Below are 18,396 nucleotides of genomic sequence, written 5' to 3'. Positions count from 1 at the left end.
TGACTCACATCCGGAAGACGCCGAAACCGGCGGCGGGCGGCTCGGGTGCCGAGCCGATGGCGGACAGGCACAACCCGAGGACGGTCCGGGTGTCGCGCGGATCGATCACCCCGTCGTCGTAGAGGCGGCCGGACAGGAAGAACGGCAGCGACTCGGCCTCGACCTGCGCCTCGACCATCGCGCGCATGGCCGCGTCGCCCTCCTCGTCGAACGCCTGCCCGCGCGCCTCGGCGGCGGCCCGGCCGACGATCGACAACACCCCGGCGAGCTGGGCCGGGCCCATCACCGCCGACTTCGCGCTCGGCCAGCTGAACAGGAACCGGGGGTCGTAGGCCCGCCCGCACATCCCGTAGTTGCCCGCGCCGTAGCTGGCCCCCATGACGACCGTCAGGTGAGGGACCGTGGAGTTGGCCACCGCGTTGATCATCATCGAGCCGTGCTTGATGATCCCGGACCGCTCGTAGTCCTTGCCGACCATGTAGCCGGTGGTGTTCTGCAGGAACAGCAGCGGCGTGCGCGACTGGTTGGCGAGCTGGATGAACTGGGCGGCCTTCTGCGCCTCCTGGCCGAACAGCACGCCCCGCGCGTTGGCCAGGACGCCGACGTCGTAGCCGTGGATCACGGCCCAGCCGGTCACCAGGCTCGGGCCGTAGAGCGGCTTGAACTCGTCGAACTCGCTCGCGTCGACGATCCGGCGGATCACCTCGCGCGGGTCGAACGGGACACGCAGGTCTTCGGGGACGACGCCGAGCAGTCCGTCCTCGTCGAGCAGCGGCGGGCGGCTCGGCCTGGCGGCCCGGCCCAGCTTGCGCCAGTTGAGCCGTTTGACGATGTCGCGCCCGATGCGCAGGGCGTCGTGCTCCGACTCGGCCAGGTAGTCGGCCAGGCCCGAGTCGCGGGCGTGCATCTCGGCGCCGCCGAGCGACTCGTCGTCGGCGTCCTCGCCGGTCGCGACCTTGACCAGCGGCGGGCCGCCGAGGAACACCTTGGCGCGTTCCCGGACCATGACGACGTGGTCGGACAGCCCCGGCACGTAGGCGCCTCCGGCGGTGGAGTTGCCGAAGACCAGGGCGATCGTCGGGATGCCGGCCGCCGACAACCGGGTCAGGTCGCGGAACACGCGCCCGCCCGGGATGAAGATCTCCTTCTGCGTCGGCAGGTCGGCGCCGCCCGACTCGACCAGGTTGACGAGCGGGAGCCGGTTCTCCAGGGCGATCTGGGTGGCCCGCAGCGTCTTGCGCAGCGTCCAGGGGTTCGACGCGCCGCCCCGGACGGTCGGGTCGTTGGCGACGATCACGCACTCGACGCCCTCGACCACGCCGATGCCGGTGACCACGCTGGCGCCGACGGGGAAGTCGGACCCCCAGGCGGCCAGCGGGGACAGTTCGAGGAAGGGGGCGCCGGGGTCGAGCAGCAGCTCCACGCGCTCACGGGCCAGGAGCTTGCCCCGGGCGTGATGCCGGTCGACGTACTTCTGCCCGCCGCCTTCGACCGCTTTGGCGTGCTCGGCCGCCAGTTCGGCGATCCTGTCGAGCATCGCCGCACGCCGCCGCTGCGTTTCCGCCGAGTCGGGAGGTTCGATCACGTTCGGTGAGTTTAATCTTCCGCGCGGGCGGACGACCCCCGAACCCCCTGACATGCGGCTTTCAGCCTAATTTCAGGCGAAGTAAGCCTTGACCTGTTCATCGGCGCAGCTCAACGTGGCCCCGCTTGACTCCCGTTCGTGGAAACTCCTGTCCGGCCTTGTCCGGCCATGGCGACCTCATCAGACTCATTGAGTCTTCAACTATCTGCACGGATGAGGAGAGGCATGAAGCGCATCATCTTCGTTGTCGTCGGCGTCATCGGCGCCATGCTCACCGGCATCACTCCCGTGTCCGCGGCGACCTCCCCGGTCGACTGCTCCACGGGCACGTACACGCGGGTCCACACCAGCTACGTGCCCACCAACATGGAGCGGGGGGCCATCGACGGGCGCAGCTACAACATCGGCGCCAACCTGGCGTACGACTACGAGATCTGCCTCGACATCCCCGACAACGAGACGTTCTCGATCGAGGTGCGGATCTACAACAACGGAAGCTGGAGCACGTTCACGGACGACCGGCCCGGCGACAAGATCTTCCGCTACTCGCTCGCCCCCAACAGCTTCTGGCAGGTCTACGGCACGCTGACCGGCCCCGGCAGCACCTACCTCTACTACACCTGGAACGAGAAGCGGCTCTAGCCGCAGTGGGTCCAGCCGCTCTGCCAGGTGGCCTTCGCGAAACCGCCGCCCCAGACGACGCACTTGTTCTTCGCCAGGAGGCGGATCGGGCCGGCGTAGGCGGTGTAGCGGCCCCAGTCGTTGCCGTGGGCGCCCTTCTGCACGCGAAGGAGGGCGCCCATCTTGATGGTGCCGGGGATGACGTTCTTCGACAGGGTGACCACGCAGTTGAGGCCGGTCGCCTGTTCGTACAGGAGATAGGTGGTGGCCCGGCCGTTCTGCCAGCGGTGCCGGTCGACGACCGTGAACCCGGCTCCGCACAGGCCCTCGGGCGTGTTGGGGTTGGGCTCCCTGACCTTCGCCGGGCTCGGGCTGGGCGAGGGGGACGGCGACGGGGACGGCGAGGGGCTGGGCGACGGCGAGGGCGTCGGGGTCAGGCTCGGGCGCGGCTTGTCGACCACGTCGGGGCGCTCGGTCGGGGCCTCCGTCGTCGGCGCGGGCGGCTCGGGCTGGGCCGCGACCGGGGAGAGCGACGGGCGGGGGGCGCGCTTGGTCGGGGTGAGCTGCGCGATGACCGGGGCGGCCGTCGGCGCGGCCATCGCGGTGCGCGGCGCGGGCCGGGTCAGGACGTAGGCGGCGCCGCCCAGGAGGACCACGGCCGTCGCGGCGGCCAGCACCGTCCGGCCGCGTCTCGCGGGGGACGCCTGGATCACGCCGTGGTCGCCGCGCAGGTAGGCGATCAGCTGCTCGGGGGTCGGGCGGTCGGCCGGATTCTTGGCCAGGCAGCGCGCGACCAGGGTCCGCATCGGCTCCTCGACCCCGCCGAGGTCGGGCTCGGAGTGCAGGATGCGGTTCAGCACGACCGGGATCGAGTCGGCGCCGAACGCCGGGCGGCCGGTGGCCGCGAAGACCATGGTGACGCCCCACGCGAACACGTCGGAGGCGGGGCTCGCGGTGGCCTCGCTCAGTAACTCGGGGGCCAGGTAGGCGGGGGTGCCCATGGTGGTGCCGCTCATCGTGGCCTGCGGAGCGTCGAGCGCCTTGGCCACGCCGAAGTCGATCACGACCGGGCCCTCGGGGCCCATCAGCACGTTGGCCGGCTTCAGGTCGCGGTGGGTGATCCCGGCCTGGTGGATCGCCGCCAGGGCGGTCGCGGTCGCGATGCCCAGCCGTTCGAGCGCCGCGCCGCGGCGCGGGCCCTCCCGCTCGACGAGGTCTTTCAGGGACGGGCCCGGGACGTACTCGCTGACGATGTAGGGCTGGTTTCCGGCCAGGTCGGCGTACAGGACCGGAGCGGTGCTGAACCGGGCCACCCGCTGGGCCAGGCTGACCTCGCGCAGGAAGCGGGCGCGGGCCGCCGGATCGGCGCTGAGCCGGGTGTGCAGCAGTTTCACGGCCACGGTCGCGCCGTCGGGGGTCACGCCCCTGTAGACGACGCCCTGGCCACCCTCGCCCAGCCGGCCGACGATCTCGAACGGCCCCAGCCTTGAGGGGTCGCCTTCCACCATGGGGAGCACGCTACCAGTGGGTCAGATGGCCTTGCCCGGGTTAAGGATGTTGTGGGGGTCGAAGACCTGCTTTATCCCGGTCTGGAGGGATGCCACGACGGGCCCGCTCTCCAGCTCCAGCCACCGCTTCTTCAGCAGGCCCACGCCGTGCTCCCCGGTGAGGGTGCCGCCGAGGCGCAGCGCGGCGCGGAAGATCTCGTCGGCCGCCGCCCACACGTGCGGGGGCGGCTCGGGCAGGCCGCGCTCGAAGATGAACACCGGGTGCAGGTTGCCGTCGCCGGCGTGGGCGACGGTGCAGATCCGCACGTCGTGCCGCCGGGCGACGGCCTCGATCTCGGCGATCATGTCGGGCAGCTTCGACCTCGGCACGCAGACGTCCTCGGTCAGGCACTCGCCGAGGCGCTCCTTGGCCTGGTAGGCCAACCGCCGGACCGCGATCAGCTCGTCGGCCTCCTCGGGGGTGGTCGACCGGGCCGCGAACGTGGCGCCGTGCTCCTCGCAGATCGCCGTCATGCGGTCGGCCGCCTCCTCGCCGTCGGTGGCGTCCGACTGGGCCAGCAGCATGCCCTGGGTCGAGGGTTCGAGGCCGATGTGCCGCCAGTCGTCGATCGCCACGAGGGTGTTGCGGTCGATGAGCTCCAGCATCGAGGGCCGGCAACCCGCCGCGATGATCGCGGCCACCGCCGAGGCGGCGGCGCGCAACGAGGTGAACTCGGCCGCCATCGTCACCGGCGGCCGGTCCGGGGCGCGGCGCAGCCGGACCGTGGCCTCGGTGATGATCCCGAGGGTGCCCTCCGAGCCGACGAACAGACCGGTCAGGTCGTAGCCGGTGACGCCCTTCATGGTGCGGCGGCCGGTGTTGATCACCTGGCCGTCGGCCAGCACGACCTCCAGGCCCAGGGCCGAGTCGCGGGTGACGCCGTATTTCACGCAGCGCAGGCCCCCGGCGTTGGTGGCCAGGTTGCCGCCGATCGTGGAGATCTCGTAGGACGACGGGTCGGGGGCGTACATGAGCCCGTGGGCGCGGGCGGCGCGGTCGAGGTCGGCGGTGATCACGCCGGGCTGGACGACCGCGATCTCGTCGTCGGGGGAGAGTTCCACGATCCGAGTCATGCGGGCCAGTGACAGGACGATTGACCCGTCGCCCGCCACCGCCCCTCCGGCCAGCCCCGTGCCGGCGCCGCGCGGCACCACCGGGACCCCGTTGGCGGTGGCCCATTTCATCGTCGCCACGACGTCGTCGCGCGACTCCGCCAGGACCACCGCACGAACCGCTCCGGCCTGCAGGAACGTGCGGTCACGGGCGTAGGAGGCGGTCACGTCGGGGTCGGTCAGCACCCGTCCGGGAGCCAGCGCTGAGATGAGGTCGTCCACATCCCGAAACAGTACCAACGGGTCTGACATGCACGGTAAGGCGATCAATCGATATCGGTTTCGCAACATCCCCCATTCGCTTTACTTTTCCTTTACCGAGTGATCTAACGTCCCGTTGCGGCGGATGTGGCGGTTTCGCCACGACCGCACGGTGGCGCGCACCACCCCCGCGCGCCTCGACAAGCCCGGCTGACTACCGGGTGAGGGAGGAATCACTTGTCAGCCTTTGCAGCATCCCCTCGCAGGGCGCGGCGGTTGGCCGCCATCGTGCCCGCGCTCGGGCTGCTGGCCGCGGGGCTCACCGCGGCCACGGTCCCGGCTTCGGCGGACACCACGGTGGCCCGCTGGACCCCGTCGCTCAGCGACCACTACATCAACTACACGCCCCCGCGCGCGCAGTCGGACACCTCCGACCGCTCGGCCGAGAAGCTGAGCGAGGCGGCCAAGGCGAACCGGCAGGCCACCCAGGCCATCGCCGAGGAGATCGACCACAAGTACGCCGGCGGCAACCCCGTCGCCGCCCGGACGCTCGCCAACAACGAGCGCCGCGCCATCCGCACCGGACAGAACCCGTTCGACTTCATCTACAAGAAGGCGGGCACGAAGCGTACGGCCAAACTGCTGACGCTTCTCGTGGAGTTCAACGAGAACGCCAACGACGACTTCTCCGGTTTCGTCCGCCCGGTGTCGACCGCCGACATCAACACGTGCGTCACCGAGCCGGCCGGCACGAAGATGAACGGCCCGCTGCACAACAACATCCCCGACCCGGCCACGGCCGCGGGCGGCGGGAAGGACAACAACTCCTTCTGGGTGCCGAACTTCAGCACCGACCACTTCAACAAGATGCTCTACTCCGACAAGGGGATCACCGAGCGGGTCCGCAAGGACCTCAAGGACCCCCGCGACGGCAAGAAGGGCATCGACATCTCCGGCTTCACCATGAAGAAGATGTACGAGGAGATGTCGAAGGGCGCCTACACCGTCTCGGGCGCGGCGATCGGCTGGCTGAAGGTCCCCCACTCCGAGGCCTGGTACGGCGCCGGCCAGTGCGGCACCTACCCGCAGCAGATGGCCGGCCACCCCGACAACCCGGCGGGCCCGGCCCAGCTCGGCATCGACGCGGTGAACGTGCTCGCGCAGCAGCAGCCGGACTTCCCGTGGGCCGACTACGACATCGAGGACACCGCCGACGCCGACGGCGACGGCAACGTCCTGGAGCCCGACGGCGTCATCGACCACCTCGTGCTGGTGCACGCCGGTGAGGACAAGTCGGGCGGCGGCGGCGCCGAGGGCACGTACGCCATCTGGGCGCACTCCTCGACCATCCCCGGCGGCTACACCGTCCCCGGCACCAACAAGAAGATCGCCAACTACATCGTGCAGCCGGAGGACTCCGGCGTCGGCGTCTTCGCCCACGAGTACGGCCACGACCTCGGCCTGCCCGACCTGTACGACGCCTCGGGCGCCGGCGACAGCTCGGTGGAGTTCTGGGACCTGATGTCGACCGGCTCCCACTCGGGCCCGATCTTCCAGTCGATGCCGACCCACATGGGCCTGTGGGACAAGTGGGTGCTCGGCTGGGTCGACCCCGAGGTCGTCAACCCCGGTGACAAGACCAAGCTCGTCACCATCGGCCAGACCTCGCGCACGCCCAAGCTGACCGAGGACGGCCTGCGCATCAACCTGCCGTCCAAGCACGTCGTCATGGCCACGCCCCACTCGGGCGCGAACATGTGGTGGTCGAACAACGACCAGATGTGGGCCGACAGCAAGCTGACCCGGACCGTCCAGGTCCCGGCGACCGGCGACCCCCGCTTCTGGATGTGGAACGACTACACCATCGAGGAGGAGTGGGACTTCGGCTTCGTCGAGGTCTCGACCGACGGCGGCGCCACCTGGGCCCAGCAGAAGGTCTACTCCGAGGACGGCACGCTCGTCACCACCGACGACGGCTACGCCGACCCGAACGGCCGCATGCACGACTTCGGCAACAAGAAGTACGGCCTGACCGGCGACACCCACGGCTGGCGGCACGACTACGTCGACCTGACGCCGTTCGCGGGCAGCACCATCCAGATCCGCCTGGCGTACAACACCGACGAGGCCGCCATCGAGCGCGGCTGGTTCTCCGACGACTTCGCCGTCACCGCCGGTGGCGCGACCGTCTGGAGCGACGACGTCGAGGGCGGCGCCAACGGCTGGACCGCCACCACCGGCACGTTCACCGACACGACCGGCGCGGGCTGGAACATCCACGGCGGCTCGATCAACTCCGAGCAGTACTACCTGGCCGAGTGGCGCAACTACGACGGCTTCGACCAGGGCCTCAAGTACACCTACGACACCACCTGGCAGCGCGACGGCGCCTGGAAGGTCGAGAAGGTCGCCTACAACGCCCCCGGCCTCCTCGTGTGGCTGCGCGACGCGTCGTACGGCATGAACAACCCGGCCGCCAACCAGTTCAACCTGCCGTCGGTGGGGTCGAAGGGCCAGCTCCTGCTGGTCGACTCGCACTTCGAGCCGCTGCGCCGCTCCGGCGTCGCCGCGACGAAGGACACCAGCGCCCTGAAGAACATCCCGATGCGTCCGCAGGCCTCCAACGCGGCCTTCGGCTTCGGCAAGACGTATCCGTTCAAGGAGTGCCTGGAGCCGGCGGCCGAGCCGTTCGTCGAGTACTGCACCAGCTTCCCGGCGCAGAACCCGGTCAAGGAGTTCACCGACGCCAAGACCTGGTACCCGGGCCTGGAGAACCGTCCCGACGGGCTCTACTTCCGCCTGCGCGACGCCTCGGCGGTCGTGCCGTCGAAGGACAACCAGGCCTACACCGCCCGGATCGTCAACCCCGACGGCAGCCCGGCCACCGACCTGTACGGCGAGAACGTCAACGGGTTCGTGCTCGGCTCCGGCAACCCCGGTGACGAGGGCAAGGAGCTCGGCGTGAAGCTGAAGCTCGTCAGCCCGCTGCCGCTGAACCTCGGTGTCATCGTCCAGGTGACCCCGCCGAAGAAGTAGCCGTTAAGATCGCGTTCGGCTGACCGGTGCCCGGCGGGAGACCGCCGGGCACTACCATGTGCAGGGTGCGGAGCAAGCTCGACCATACGGCGGCCATCCGGGAGAATCGCCGGGCCGCCGTCGTCGTGAACACCAAATCGCGCCGGGGCCGCAAACACTTCGCCGAAGTCGTGCGGCTCATCCGCGAAGCCGGCTTCTCGCCGCTCGGCGTGTTCCCCGTCGACGATCCGCGCCGGTTGCGCGCCCGCCTCGACGAGGCCCTCGGCCTCGGTCCCGACCTGCTCATCGTCGGCGGCGGCGACGGCACCCTGTCCAGCTCGATCAAGCACATCGCCCACCGCGACGTCGCGCTCGGCGTGCTGCCGCTGGGCACCACCAACAACTTCGCCCGCAGCCTCGGCCTGCCGCTGACCCGCGCGGGCGCGGTGCGCGTCTTCACCGAGGGCAAGGTCGCCGACATCGACCTCGGCCTGTGCGGCGACCGCCCGTTCGCCAACCTGGCCAGCTTCGGGGTCTCGGTCGAGGTCGCCGGCACCGTCAAACCGTGGCTGAAGCGGCTGGCCGGCCGGGCCGCCTACCCGCTCACCGCGCTGACGATCCTGCCCGGCCACACGCCGTTCCGGGCCTTCATCACCGTCGAGGGCCGCCGCCACGAGCTGCTCACCCACCAGCTCAACATCGCCAACGGCCGCTTCCACGGCGGCTGGCAGATCGCCAGCGACATCTCCATCGACAACCGCAACCTGGTCGCCTACCAGCTCGGCTCCGGCAAGCGGCTGCGGCTGCTGGGCGAGACGTTCCTGCGGGCCACCACCGGCAAGTGGCGCAGCCTCGCGGGCGGCCCGTTCGTGGTCGGCAAGGAGATGCTCCTCGAAACCGACCCGCCGATGGCCGCCGACATCGACGGCGAGGTGCGGCTGATGACCCCGCTGGTGATCAAGACGATCCCCAACGGGGTGCGGGTCATGGTGCCGCAGGGCTTCGTCGACACCTGAGCCCCCGAAGCGGTCGCGGTCAGGCGTCGCCCGGCGGTTCCTCCGGCCCGGTGAAGCTTCGATAGGCCGGTCGCAGCAGGTCGAGCAGCGGGATGTGCCTGACCTTCACCTTCGGCGGCTCCAGCGCCCGGAGCAGCAGGTCGGGCGGGGTGTCCGGAGTCCGTGGGCCCTTCAGCCTGGCCGCCGAGACGTTGAGCGCGTAGAAGTCGGCGAGCCGGTCTTCCAGCGGTTCGTCGGCGGGGGTGCGGAGGTCGTCCAAGAGCTGCTCCCTGGGCTTGCCGCGCCAGGCCAGCACCAGGAACGGGTCGTCGTCGAACGCCTCGGCCAGCAGGTAGAGCACCGCCGAGAGGTGTTTGCACGGGTTGCCCCAGTCGGGGCAACCACAGGTCATCTCCAGCTCGCCCTGCTCGGGGAAGAGCGGGTAACCGGCGCCTGCGAACAGCGCGTCGAGCTCCTTCGGCATCTCACCCGCCAGCAGCCGGGCCCGATGACCGGCCTGCCCCGCGACGACCCGTTCGAGCTCCGCCCACTCCTCCTGGCCGTAGGCCTCGATCTCGATCTCGACTCTGTACGGCTCTGGGCGCGACCCCTGGACCACCGCTTCGACCGACCCGGCTCTGACGGTCATCGAGACCACCTGGCCCTGGCGGGCATAGGCGCGGCCCCGTGCGAGCCGCCCGGGGTCGCAGACCCGTTCCAGGATGTCGACGAACCGCCGCGACCACCACTTCTCGCCGATGGTGCCGCGCCGGCCCCGCGCTCTGATGCCGCCTTCGACCTTGATGGGCGTGCCGGCCTCGAACCAGCCGTCCTTCCCCACGGGGCTCATCGGACCACCTCGAATCGTCGGGGCCGGCCTGCTTCGCCGAGGCGCGAGCGGGTCATGCCACCGCCTCCGGCCCCAGCGTGAACAGGTCGCGGAGCTGCTCCGTCGACAACGACGTGAGCCAGTCTTCGCCGGTGCCCACCACCCGCTCGGCCAGGGCCTGTTTGCGTTCGATCATCTCGTCGACGCGCTCCTCGATGGTGCCCGTGCAGATGAACTTCCTGACCTGCACGTTCTTCGTCTGGCCGATGCGGAAGGCGCGGTCGGTGGCCTGGTTCTCCACCGCCGGGTTCCACCACCGGTCGACGTGGATCACGTGGTTGGCGGCCGTCAGGTTGAGCCCGGTGCCGGCCGCCTTCAGCGACAGCAGGAAGATCATCGGCTCGTCGTCGGACTGGAAACGGTCGACCAGTTCGTCGCGCCGCCGCTTGGTCAGGCCGCCGTGCAGCCACAACACGGGCCGGTCGAGCCGGGCCTCCAGATGAGGCAGGATCAGGGAGCCGAACTCGGCGTACTGGGTGAAGACCAGGGCCTTCTCGCCCTCGGCCAGGATCTCCTCGCAGAGCTCCTCCAGGCGGGCCAGCTTGCCCGACCGCCCGGCCAGCCGGGAGCCGTCTTTCAGCAGGTGGGCGGGGTGGTTGCAGACCTGCTTGAGCCGGGTCATCGCGGCCAGCACGTTGCCGCGCCGTTCGATGCCCTCGCTGCCCTCGATGCGGCCCATCATGTCGTCGACGACCGCGCGGTAGAGGGTGGCCTGCTCGGGGGTGAGCGTGCACCACACCTTCATCTCCAGCTTGTCGGGCAGGTCGGAGATGATCGTCTTGTCGGTCTTCAGCCGCCGCAACACGAACGGGCCGGTCGCGCGCTTCAGGGCGGCCACGGCGTTCTCGTCGCGGCGCACCTCGATCGGCTCCTGGAACCGGTCGCGGAACGCGCGGGCCGAACCGAGCAGGCCCGGGTTGCAGAACTCCATGATCGACCACAGCTCGGCGAGGTGGTTCTCGACCGGGGTGCCGGTGAGGGCGAGCCGGGTCCGGGCCGGGATCGACCTGACCGCCTGCGCCTGCCGGGCCGCGCTGTTCTTGATCGCCTGCGCCTCGTCGCAGACCACCCGCTCCCACTCCCGCGCCGCCAGGTGGCCGACGTCGCGCAGCGCGGTGCCGTAGGTGGTGAGCACGAGGTCGGCGTCGGCCAGCTCGCGGCCGGAGCCGTGGTAGACGTGCACCCGCAGACCGGGGGCGAACCGTGCCGCCTCCTTCTGCCAGTTGCTGAGCAGCGACATCGGGCAGACCAGCAACGTCGGCGCGGGGGTGCGCGTCTCCGAGCCGGATCCACCGCGTCGCGCCTTCCCGGAAGCGGATGCCGAGCGCTCGGCGAGCAGCAGCGACAGGGTCGTGATCGTCTTCCCCAGGCCCATGTCGTCGGCCAGCACCCCGCCCAGCCCCAGGTCCGACAGGAAGCTCAGCCAGGCCAGCCCTCTCTGCTGGTAGGGCCGCAGCGCACCCGTCAGCCCCTCGGGAGCGGGGACCGGCTCCAGCCGCCGGTCGGCCTCGCCCGACAGCAGGTCGCCGAGCAGGCCGTCGGCGTCGACCGTCGTGATCGGGAGGTCGTCGTCGCCGCCGAGCACGACCTCGTTGATGACCTCCCGCGCCGTTCTCGTGCCGTCTCTGCGCTGCTCCAGGATCTTCAGCGCGGCCTTGAGCTGCCGGTCGTCGAGCTCGACCCACTGGCCGCGCACCCGGACCAGCGGCACCTTCAGCCGGGCCAGCTCGGCCAGCTCCTCCTCGGAGACGACGTGCTCGCCGACGGCGAGGTCGACCCGGAAGTCGACGATCTGGTCGAGCCCGAAGCCCTGGCCGCCGACCGCCTTCGGCCCCTGCCGGCTGCGGGTGGTGAGCTTGAGCCCCAGCTTCGTCCTCCCCGCCCACGCGGGCAGGCGCACCCCGAACCCGGCCGCGCTCAGCAGCGGCGCGGCGTTCTTGAGGAACACGAACGCGCCCCGGGTGTCGAGCGTGAGCCCTTCGGGCCGGGGGTCGCGGAGCGCCCGGTCGAGCTCCGGATAGAGCCGGACCGCCCGGCCCAGCCCCGCGAGCAGCTCGTTCTCCGCGACGACCCCCGGCAACCGCGCCCCCCGCCACACCTCGGCGGCCGGCAGGTCGAGGCTCGGGTCGTCGGCCGACTGCAACGAGAAGCCGACCTCCCAGCCGTCGTCGCCGGTCTCGGCCAGCCGGAAGGCCACCCTGACCGGGCCGTCGAAGGCGTGCGCGGCGTCGTGCCAGCGGTCGAGCTCCGCGCGCAGCTCATCGAGGTCGCCGTCGAGGTGGACGTCGTCGCCGATCAGCCTCACCGCCCACTGGTCGGCCACCGGGCTGCGTTTGCCCGGCCGGTGGCCCATGAGGATGCGGTCGGGCAGGGCGGCCCGGACGGCCCGGTCGGCCAGCCGGGTCAGCGCGTCGTGCAGCACCTCGCGGGCGGGCCGCGCGTCGGCCGCCCGGAACACCGGCGGCATCGCGGCGGCCAGTTCGGCGGCCCGGCTCGCGTCGGGGCCCGTCAGCACCGGCCGCCAGCGGGCCTCCCGGCCGACCAGGCCGGGCAGCACCCGGCCTCTTCTCACCAGGTCACGCGCGAACTCGTCGAGGGCGGCGAGGAAGCGTACCGACCCCGAAGGCTCCTCCAGTTCGGGTAGCTCGCCCGGGAAGACCGCGGACAGGGACCACTCGCGCAGATGGGTCGCCGTGGTGAACGACGAGTGCACCGGCCCGTCGGCGTCGGACGGCAACCGCAACACGACCTCCTCGGGCCGGCCGTCGACCTCCTCCGGCGGCCCGGCGAACGGATGACGTTCCGACGTCGCGGGGCATGGCGAACCTTCCGCCCAGAATCCGGCCCGCCCCCCGGCCCAGACCGCGTGCACTGGCATCCCGACAAGCTACCGCCGTTTTTGTCGGAAGCCGTTGCTATGAATTGGGGCCGACACATGATCTTCCCCACGAGGACGGGTGCCCCCATGGCATTGGTGACCTTCCGCGACGAGACCGCGACCGGCCGCGCGCTGGCCGAGTTCTCCCTGCCCGACCTGCCCGAACGCATCACCGCCCGGGAGCTGGTCCGGCTGCGCGTGCGCGAGGAGGTGGCCCGTCACAACGCCGCGCCGTCCCACCACTACCGGGGCCTGGTGAAGCCGACCGACGCCGAGGCCGACCTCAACGGCTACCGCATGCGCACGGCCCGGCGGCTCGACTGGGAGAAGCAGGCCGACGCGGCCGAGGCGGCGTTCCTCCGCAACGGCTTCCTGCTGCTGGTCGGCGACCGCCAGATCCTCGACCTCGACGCCGAGATCGACCTGCTGACCGACCCGGTCGTGTCGTTCGTCAAGCTGGTGCCGCTGGTGGGCGGCTGAGATGGGCGTGCTCGACGGGCTCCCGGCGGAGTCACGCGGCTGGCTCGACGAGCTCGACCCCGGGACGCTGCGGATGTTCGACCGCCTCGACGGCGTCGTCAGCCCGGGTGCCCCCTACGGCTACATCGACAACCCGCGCTTCAAGGAGCTGACCGGCGGGTGGGGCGAGGCCGAATGGCGGGCGACGGCACTGTGGGCGCAACTGCTCACGCTGACCGACGACGTCTTCGACTGGCCGTTCCTCGTCCAGGTGGCCAAACGCCGGCTCAACTGGACACCCCTGGAGCGGGACCTGCTGTGGCGCACCACGGGCACCGTCTCGGAGCGCTACGCCGACACCGTCCTGGAGATCCCCGTCTCCGCCGTCCGCCGGGTGCCGGTGGCCGAGCGCGAACCCCTGCTGGCCCTCATGACCCACGCCCGGCGCCAGATGGAGAAACTTCCCGGGGTCATCGCGTCGCCGGTCATGCGGCGGCTCGACGACCTCCTCGCCGAGCACCTGGCCGGCGATCCCGGCGCGGCCGTGCGCTCGCTCCTGCCCGCCGACGACGCCTTCGCCGACCTGCTGTACGACGAATACGGCGAGCGGCTGGGCCGTGTCCTGCCGATGGTGCGCCACTGGGCGTCCGCGACCGCCGCCACCCCGTCGAGGCGGTGGGCGCAGGTCGCCGCCGAACGCCTCACCCCCGAGGCGGCCGAGCTGGTCCGCGAGATCCTGGGCCGCGTACCGGCCTACCGGGAGAGGCTCCGGCACAACGGTTACGTCGAGCTCCTCGTCTACATGGAGCACCGCACCGCCGACCTGCTGCGCGGGATGATCTGGTCCTGCGAGCCGCTCGACGAGCCTTGGGTGACCGGCCTGCTGGGCGACGTCGCCCTCGCCACCGGCATCGGGATGGGCGGCTCGGGTCCGAACGCGCGCAACGAACGGGTCGCCAACGCGGCCCTGGGCGTGCTCGACCGGCGTGGCGGGCTCGACGTGGTGCCATGGCTTGCCCGGGTGCAGGCGAAGGTCCGCAAGAGGAACATCCTGGCCAAGGTCGCCGCGATCCTGGCGTCGATCGCCGCGCGGGAGGGGCTGTCCTCCGACCAGCTTCTCGAACGCACCGTGCCCACCTTCGGCCTGGGCTTCGACGGCTCCCGCACCGAAGACGGGCTCACCCTGTCGGTGACCGGCGCGATCACCCACCACGGCCGCACGACCATCCCCAAGAGCGTCGACCGCGTGCTGCTGGCCGAGTTCCGGGCCACTGCCAAGGAGCTCAAGAAGGCGCTGCCCGCCGAGCGGTTCCGCGTCGAGCGGGCCATGGCCACCGAGCGCGTCTGGCGCTGGGAAACGGTCCGGGAGTTCTACCTCGACCACCCGGTCACCGGTTCCCACGCGCGTGCCCCCATCTGGGAGGTCCTCCACGGCCCGGCCGGGCTGCCGGTCCAGGTCGACGGCCGGTGGGAGCTCGCCGATCCGGCCGGGCGGCGGGTCCGGCCCGGCCCCGAGACGCCGGTCCGGTTGTGGCACCCGCTCGGCCACCCCGCAGACGAGGTCCGGACGTGGCGCGACCACCTGCTGGAGAAGGGCCTGCGCCAGCCGTTCAAGCAGGCCTTCCGCGAGGTCTACCTGCTGACCCCGGCCGAGGAGGTCACCCGCGACCACTCGCGGCGCTTCGCCGGACACCCGCTCCGCTACGGCCAGGCCAAGGCGCTGCTCGCCGAACGCGGCTGGACCGGCATGTCGCTGGGCCACTGGGACGGCGCCGCCGGTTTGGACATGTGCACCGCCACCAAGGCGCTGCCAAGTGACCTCACCGCCGCCTGGGACTTCCACGTCGACCCCGACCGCGACGGCCTCACCGGCACGGTCTCCGCCTGCGTCAGCGGTGAGCTGCGGTTCTACGACGGCGGTGTGCCGATCCCGCTCGACGAGGTGCCGCCGAGGGACCTGTCGGAGGCGCTGCGCGACGCCGACCTGACCGTGGGCGTCGCCTCGACCGGCCTCGGCCCGCAGGGCGAAGCCGGCGATCTCCCCGAGACCACCAAGGTCAGGCACGACGCCCTGACCCGGCTGCTGCCCCGCCTCGCCATCGCCGACACCGAGATCACCGACCCCACCATCACCCGCCAGCTCCGCCCCTGACCGAAATGACGCACATGTCCTACATGGAACTCTCCCCCCTCGCCAAGCGCCTCTACGACGTGCTCGGGGGAACCGCCCGCGACACGACCACCCTGGCCGGGGCCAACATCCCCGACCTGCGGGTGATGGCGGCCGGGGCCCGCGAACTGGTCGAGAACCTCATGTACGACCGCCATCCCCGACTGGACACCTGGTCCACCGTGGTCGCGGCCGGGATCGGGGGCATGGACGCCCGGCTGGCGGCCTTCCTCGCCGAGAAACAGGGGGTCGTCGCGGTCGCCGAGAAACAGGGGGTCGTCGCGGTCGCCGAGAACACGGTGGTCTTCGGCTGGGAGGTCGAACGGCGGGCGTTGTTCAGCGAGCTGCTGCGGAGCGTCGCCGGGACGGTGCCCCGCAGGCCGATGCCGATCGACGGGCTCGACTGGCTGGCCGAGCAGCCCGGCTACCTCGCCTTCGCCCGCACCTCGCTGGAGTCGGCCGGGGCCAGGGTCGCCCGGTTGCAGGCGGGCGAGATCCCGTACACGACCCGGCTCTTCGACGACGCGGAGGTCGCGGCGCTCGGCCGGGCCGCCCGGCTGGCGCTCCACCGCGACGAGACCTGGCTGCCCGACCTGCTCGACGGTCTTGTACGGGGCATCGCCGTCGCGCCCACCAACGCCAAGACCCTGCCCTCCCAGGCTCTGCTGTACGAGATCGCCCGCGCGACCGAAGACCGGCCGACGCCCGAGGCGATCGCCTCGTTGCGCACCGCCGCCCGGATCACCCGGCACGCCGGGGTGCCCAAGGAGCTGGCCAAGAAGTTCAAGCGCATCGAGCCCACGCTCGCCGAGCGGCTCGACGTCGCGTTCCGGATGCCCGACGGGCGGCTCCGCGAGACCTTCGGCGAGCACACCGCGGTCATCTCCACCGACGGGGCCGTCGAGTTGTCGTGGTGGCACGGCGACCGGAAGCTCAAGTCGGTGCCCGCGGCGGTCCGGCGCGACCACCCCGACGACGTCAAACGGCTGAACGACGCGGCCAGGCAGGCCGCCCAGCGGCAGCTCACGCTGGCCAGGGCGCTGGAGGCCGGATACACGAGCCCGGCCCCGCCGCCCTACCGCCAGCTGGAGGGCAACCCGGTCGCCGACCGCCTGATCTGGGAGTTCGAGGTCACGCCCGGTGTGTGGGAGGCCCGGCTCGGGCTGACCGTCCCCGACGTGCCGGTGCGGTTGTGGCACCCGGCGCGGGCGTCGGTCGAGGAGGTGCGGGCCTGGCGGGAGGTCGTCCAGGACAAGGAGATCCGCCAGCCGTTCAAGCAGGCGTTCCGCGAGGTCTATCTGCTGACCCCGGCCGAGGAGGCGAGCGGGGCCGGTTCCCGCCGGTTCGAGGGGCACATCGTGCACTACTCACGGATCCGCGCGCTGTTCAAGGACCGCGGCTGGACCTCCCGCTACATGGGCTTCTGGGACGGCGGACACGACGACGGCCAGGCCCGGCGCGTGCTGGCAGGCGGGCAGTGGCGGGCCACCCTGAGCCACCACCTCTACGAGGAGGGCTACGCCCAGACCTCCGTCGTCACCTTCGACCGGCACATCGGCGACCGGTGGCGGGAGGCGCCGCTCACGGAGGTCCCGCCGCTGGTCTTCAGCGAGGCCATGCGCGACGCCGACCTGTTCGTCGGAGTCAGCTCGATCATGTCCGAGCCGCAGTGGGCCGACCGCGAACCAGGGGAGCTGCGCCACTACTGGGAGAGCTGCTCCTTCGCCGAGTTGTCGTCGTCGGCCGAGGTGCGCCGCGACGCCCTGGCCCGCCTGCTGCCCCGCCTCACCATCGCCGACCGCTGCACCCTGACGGGCCGCTACCTGGTCGTCAGGGGTGACCTGCGGACCTACCGGATCCACCTGAACTCGGCGAACATCCTGATGGAGCCCAACGACGCCTACCTGTGCATCGTCGCCAAGACCACCCCGTCGAGCGGCCTGTTCCTGCCGTTCGAGGAGGACGGCCGCCTGTCGCTGATCCTCAGCAAGGCCTTCCTCCTGGCCGACGACACCGCGATCACCGACCCGACCATCGTGCGCCAGATCAGAGCGGCCTAGAGGAACGACGTGACCAGGTTCACCGCCGACAACAACGCCGCGCCGGCGAGGCTCACGACCAGGACCAGACAGACGACTTTCACCCAGGGCTTCACCCGGCCATGCTGGGGCGCGATGGCACGTAAATCAAATCACCCGCGCCTCAGCCCAGCAGCAGCCTGACGAGTTCCCCGACGCCCAGGGCGGCGCCGACCGAGACGACGGCCAGCAGAATCGAGTACAGGCAGCCGGTGCGACCGCTGATCGGCCTGCCGTGAGCGGGCCGCTCACCGAGCCCTTCACCGGGCCCCTGCCACAGCGGTCTCGGTTCCAGCACCAGGAACAGCAGCGCGCCGATCTCCCCGACGGTGAACAACCAGAACCACGCCCACCGGTTGCCCAGCCGGGGCCGCGACCCCAGCATGAGCAGGAACGTGAGGATCCAGGCGGCCGCCAGCCACCACAGGTTCGTGCCGCCGGGGAACCGGAACGGCCATGAGGGCGCGAACGACCCGCCCCGTCGATCGTCGACCCGCACGATCGAGGGCACGACCGGGTTGCGCGAGGCGTCGGCGTTGAGCCGCTTGATCGTGTACGGCCCCTTGGCATCCCGCAGCCCGTCACTCTGGACCTCGTGCCAGACCAGCGGCGACTCCGACCACGTCAGCAGCCATATCTCGCCACCGTTGCCCCGCCACGTCACCCGGTCGACCTCACCGGACGAAAGGGCGAACCGGAACTGGTCGAGCGTGCGGACCGACGGCCGGAACGTGGCGCTGACGAGCACGGCCCCGGCCAGCAGGACGAGCAGCAGCACGATGCGCACCGCGAAATGGAACCAGTGCAGGAAACGCCGGGCTGAATCCGATTCCACACTTCGGTTC

The 18,396-nt window shown here is 71.2% G+C and carries 12 protein-coding genes; 6 read left to right on the top strand and 6 right to left on the bottom strand.

Features of this window, described 5'->3' with window-relative positions:
- Positions 1 to 4 precede the first annotated feature (4 nt).
- Positions 5 to 1,537, bottom strand: coding sequence for an acyl-CoA carboxylase subunit beta (locus tag QSK34_RS10490; protein WP_285583976.1), 1,533 nt, complete (start codon positions 1,535 to 1,537; stop codon positions 5 to 7).
- Between the two features lie 273 nt (positions 1,538 to 1,810).
- Here QSK34_RS10490 and QSK34_RS10485 point away from each other — a divergent pair, with 273 nt between their 5' ends.
- Complete coding sequence (locus tag QSK34_RS10485) at positions 1,811 to 2,227, top strand: hypothetical protein (RefSeq protein WP_285582644.1); 417 nt, start codon at positions 1,811 to 1,813, stop codon at positions 2,225 to 2,227.
- Here QSK34_RS10485 and QSK34_RS10480 read toward each other — a convergent pair.
- Together QSK34_RS10480 and QSK34_RS10475 are read right to left on the bottom strand one after the other, a co-directional pair.
- Entirely contained in the window at positions 2,224 to 3,714 is a 1,491-nt protein-coding gene (locus QSK34_RS10480) for a serine/threonine-protein kinase (protein WP_285582642.1), read from the bottom strand. The two genes, QSK34_RS10485 and QSK34_RS10480, sit on opposite strands and share 4 nt — an antisense overlap.
- 21 nt (positions 3,715 to 3,735) lie before the next feature.
- Positions 3,736 to 5,088 (bottom strand): FAD-binding oxidoreductase, encoded by a 1,353-nt coding sequence (locus QSK34_RS10475; RefSeq protein ID WP_285582640.1) that lies wholly within the window; start codon positions 5,086 to 5,088, stop codon positions 3,736 to 3,738.
- 255 nt (positions 5,089 to 5,343) lie between these two features.
- Here QSK34_RS10475 and QSK34_RS10470 point away from each other — a divergent pair, with 255 nt between their 5' ends.
- Together QSK34_RS10470 and QSK34_RS10465 are read left to right on the top strand one after the other, a co-directional pair.
- On the top strand, positions 5,344 to 8,103 hold the full coding sequence (locus tag QSK34_RS10470; RefSeq protein ID WP_285582638.1) for an immune inhibitor A domain-containing protein: 2,760 nt from the start codon (positions 5,344 to 5,346) through the stop codon (positions 8,101 to 8,103).
- Between the two features lie 56 nt (positions 8,104 to 8,159).
- Positions 8,160 to 9,098, top strand: coding sequence for a diacylglycerol/lipid kinase family protein (locus QSK34_RS10465; protein WP_051760407.1), 939 nt, complete (start codon positions 8,160 to 8,162; stop codon positions 9,096 to 9,098).
- 19 nt (positions 9,099 to 9,117) lie between these two features.
- Here QSK34_RS10465 and QSK34_RS10460 read toward each other — a convergent pair whose 3' ends face one another.
- Complete coding sequence (locus QSK34_RS10460; RefSeq protein ID WP_285582634.1) at positions 9,118 to 9,927, bottom strand: SWIM zinc finger family protein; 810 nt, start codon at positions 9,925 to 9,927, stop codon at positions 9,118 to 9,120.
- Positions 9,928 to 9,979: 52 nt separating this feature from the next.
- Positions 9,980 to 12,844 (bottom strand): DEAD/DEAH box helicase, encoded by a 2,865-nt coding sequence (locus tag QSK34_RS10455; protein WP_285582632.1) that lies wholly within the window; start codon positions 12,842 to 12,844, stop codon positions 9,980 to 9,982.
- 87 nt (positions 12,845 to 12,931) lie between these two features.
- On the opposite strand from QSK34_RS10455, the gene QSK34_RS10450 reads away from it, so the two are divergent.
- Genes QSK34_RS10450 through QSK34_RS10440 form a run of 3 tightly spaced genes read left to right on the top strand, consistent with a single transcriptional unit; the run spans position 12,932 to position 17,533 of the window.
- Positions 12,932 to 13,324, top strand: a complete 393-nt coding sequence (locus tag QSK34_RS10450) for a hypothetical protein (protein ID WP_285582630.1) — start codon at positions 12,932 to 12,934, stop codon at positions 13,322 to 13,324.
- Between the two features lies 1 nt (position 13,325).
- Positions 13,326 to 15,455 (top strand): DUF4132 domain-containing protein, encoded by a 2,130-nt coding sequence (locus QSK34_RS10445; RefSeq protein WP_285582628.1) that lies wholly within the window; start codon positions 13,326 to 13,328, stop codon positions 15,453 to 15,455.
- 14 nt (positions 15,456 to 15,469) lie between these two features.
- Positions 15,470 to 17,533, top strand: coding sequence for a DUF4132 domain-containing protein (locus tag QSK34_RS10440; protein ID WP_285582626.1), 2,064 nt, complete (start codon positions 15,470 to 15,472; stop codon positions 17,531 to 17,533).
- A 142-nt stretch (positions 17,534 to 17,675) separates the two neighbouring features.
- Here QSK34_RS10440 and QSK34_RS10435 read toward each other — a convergent pair whose 3' ends face one another.
- Complete coding sequence (locus QSK34_RS10435) at positions 17,676 to 18,386, bottom strand: hypothetical protein (protein ID WP_285582624.1); 711 nt, start codon at positions 18,384 to 18,386, stop codon at positions 17,676 to 17,678.
- Positions 18,387 to 18,396 lie beyond the last annotated feature (10 nt).

Origin of the sequence: Herbidospora sp. NBRC 101105 (genome assembly GCF_030269205.1) — a bacterium.
GTDB classification, from domain to species: Bacteria; Actinomycetota; Actinomycetes; order Streptosporangiales; family Streptosporangiaceae; genus Herbidospora; species Herbidospora solisilvae.
Note: the sequence above shows the minus strand (reverse complement) of the source record. Positions and strands in the feature narration are given on the sequence as shown.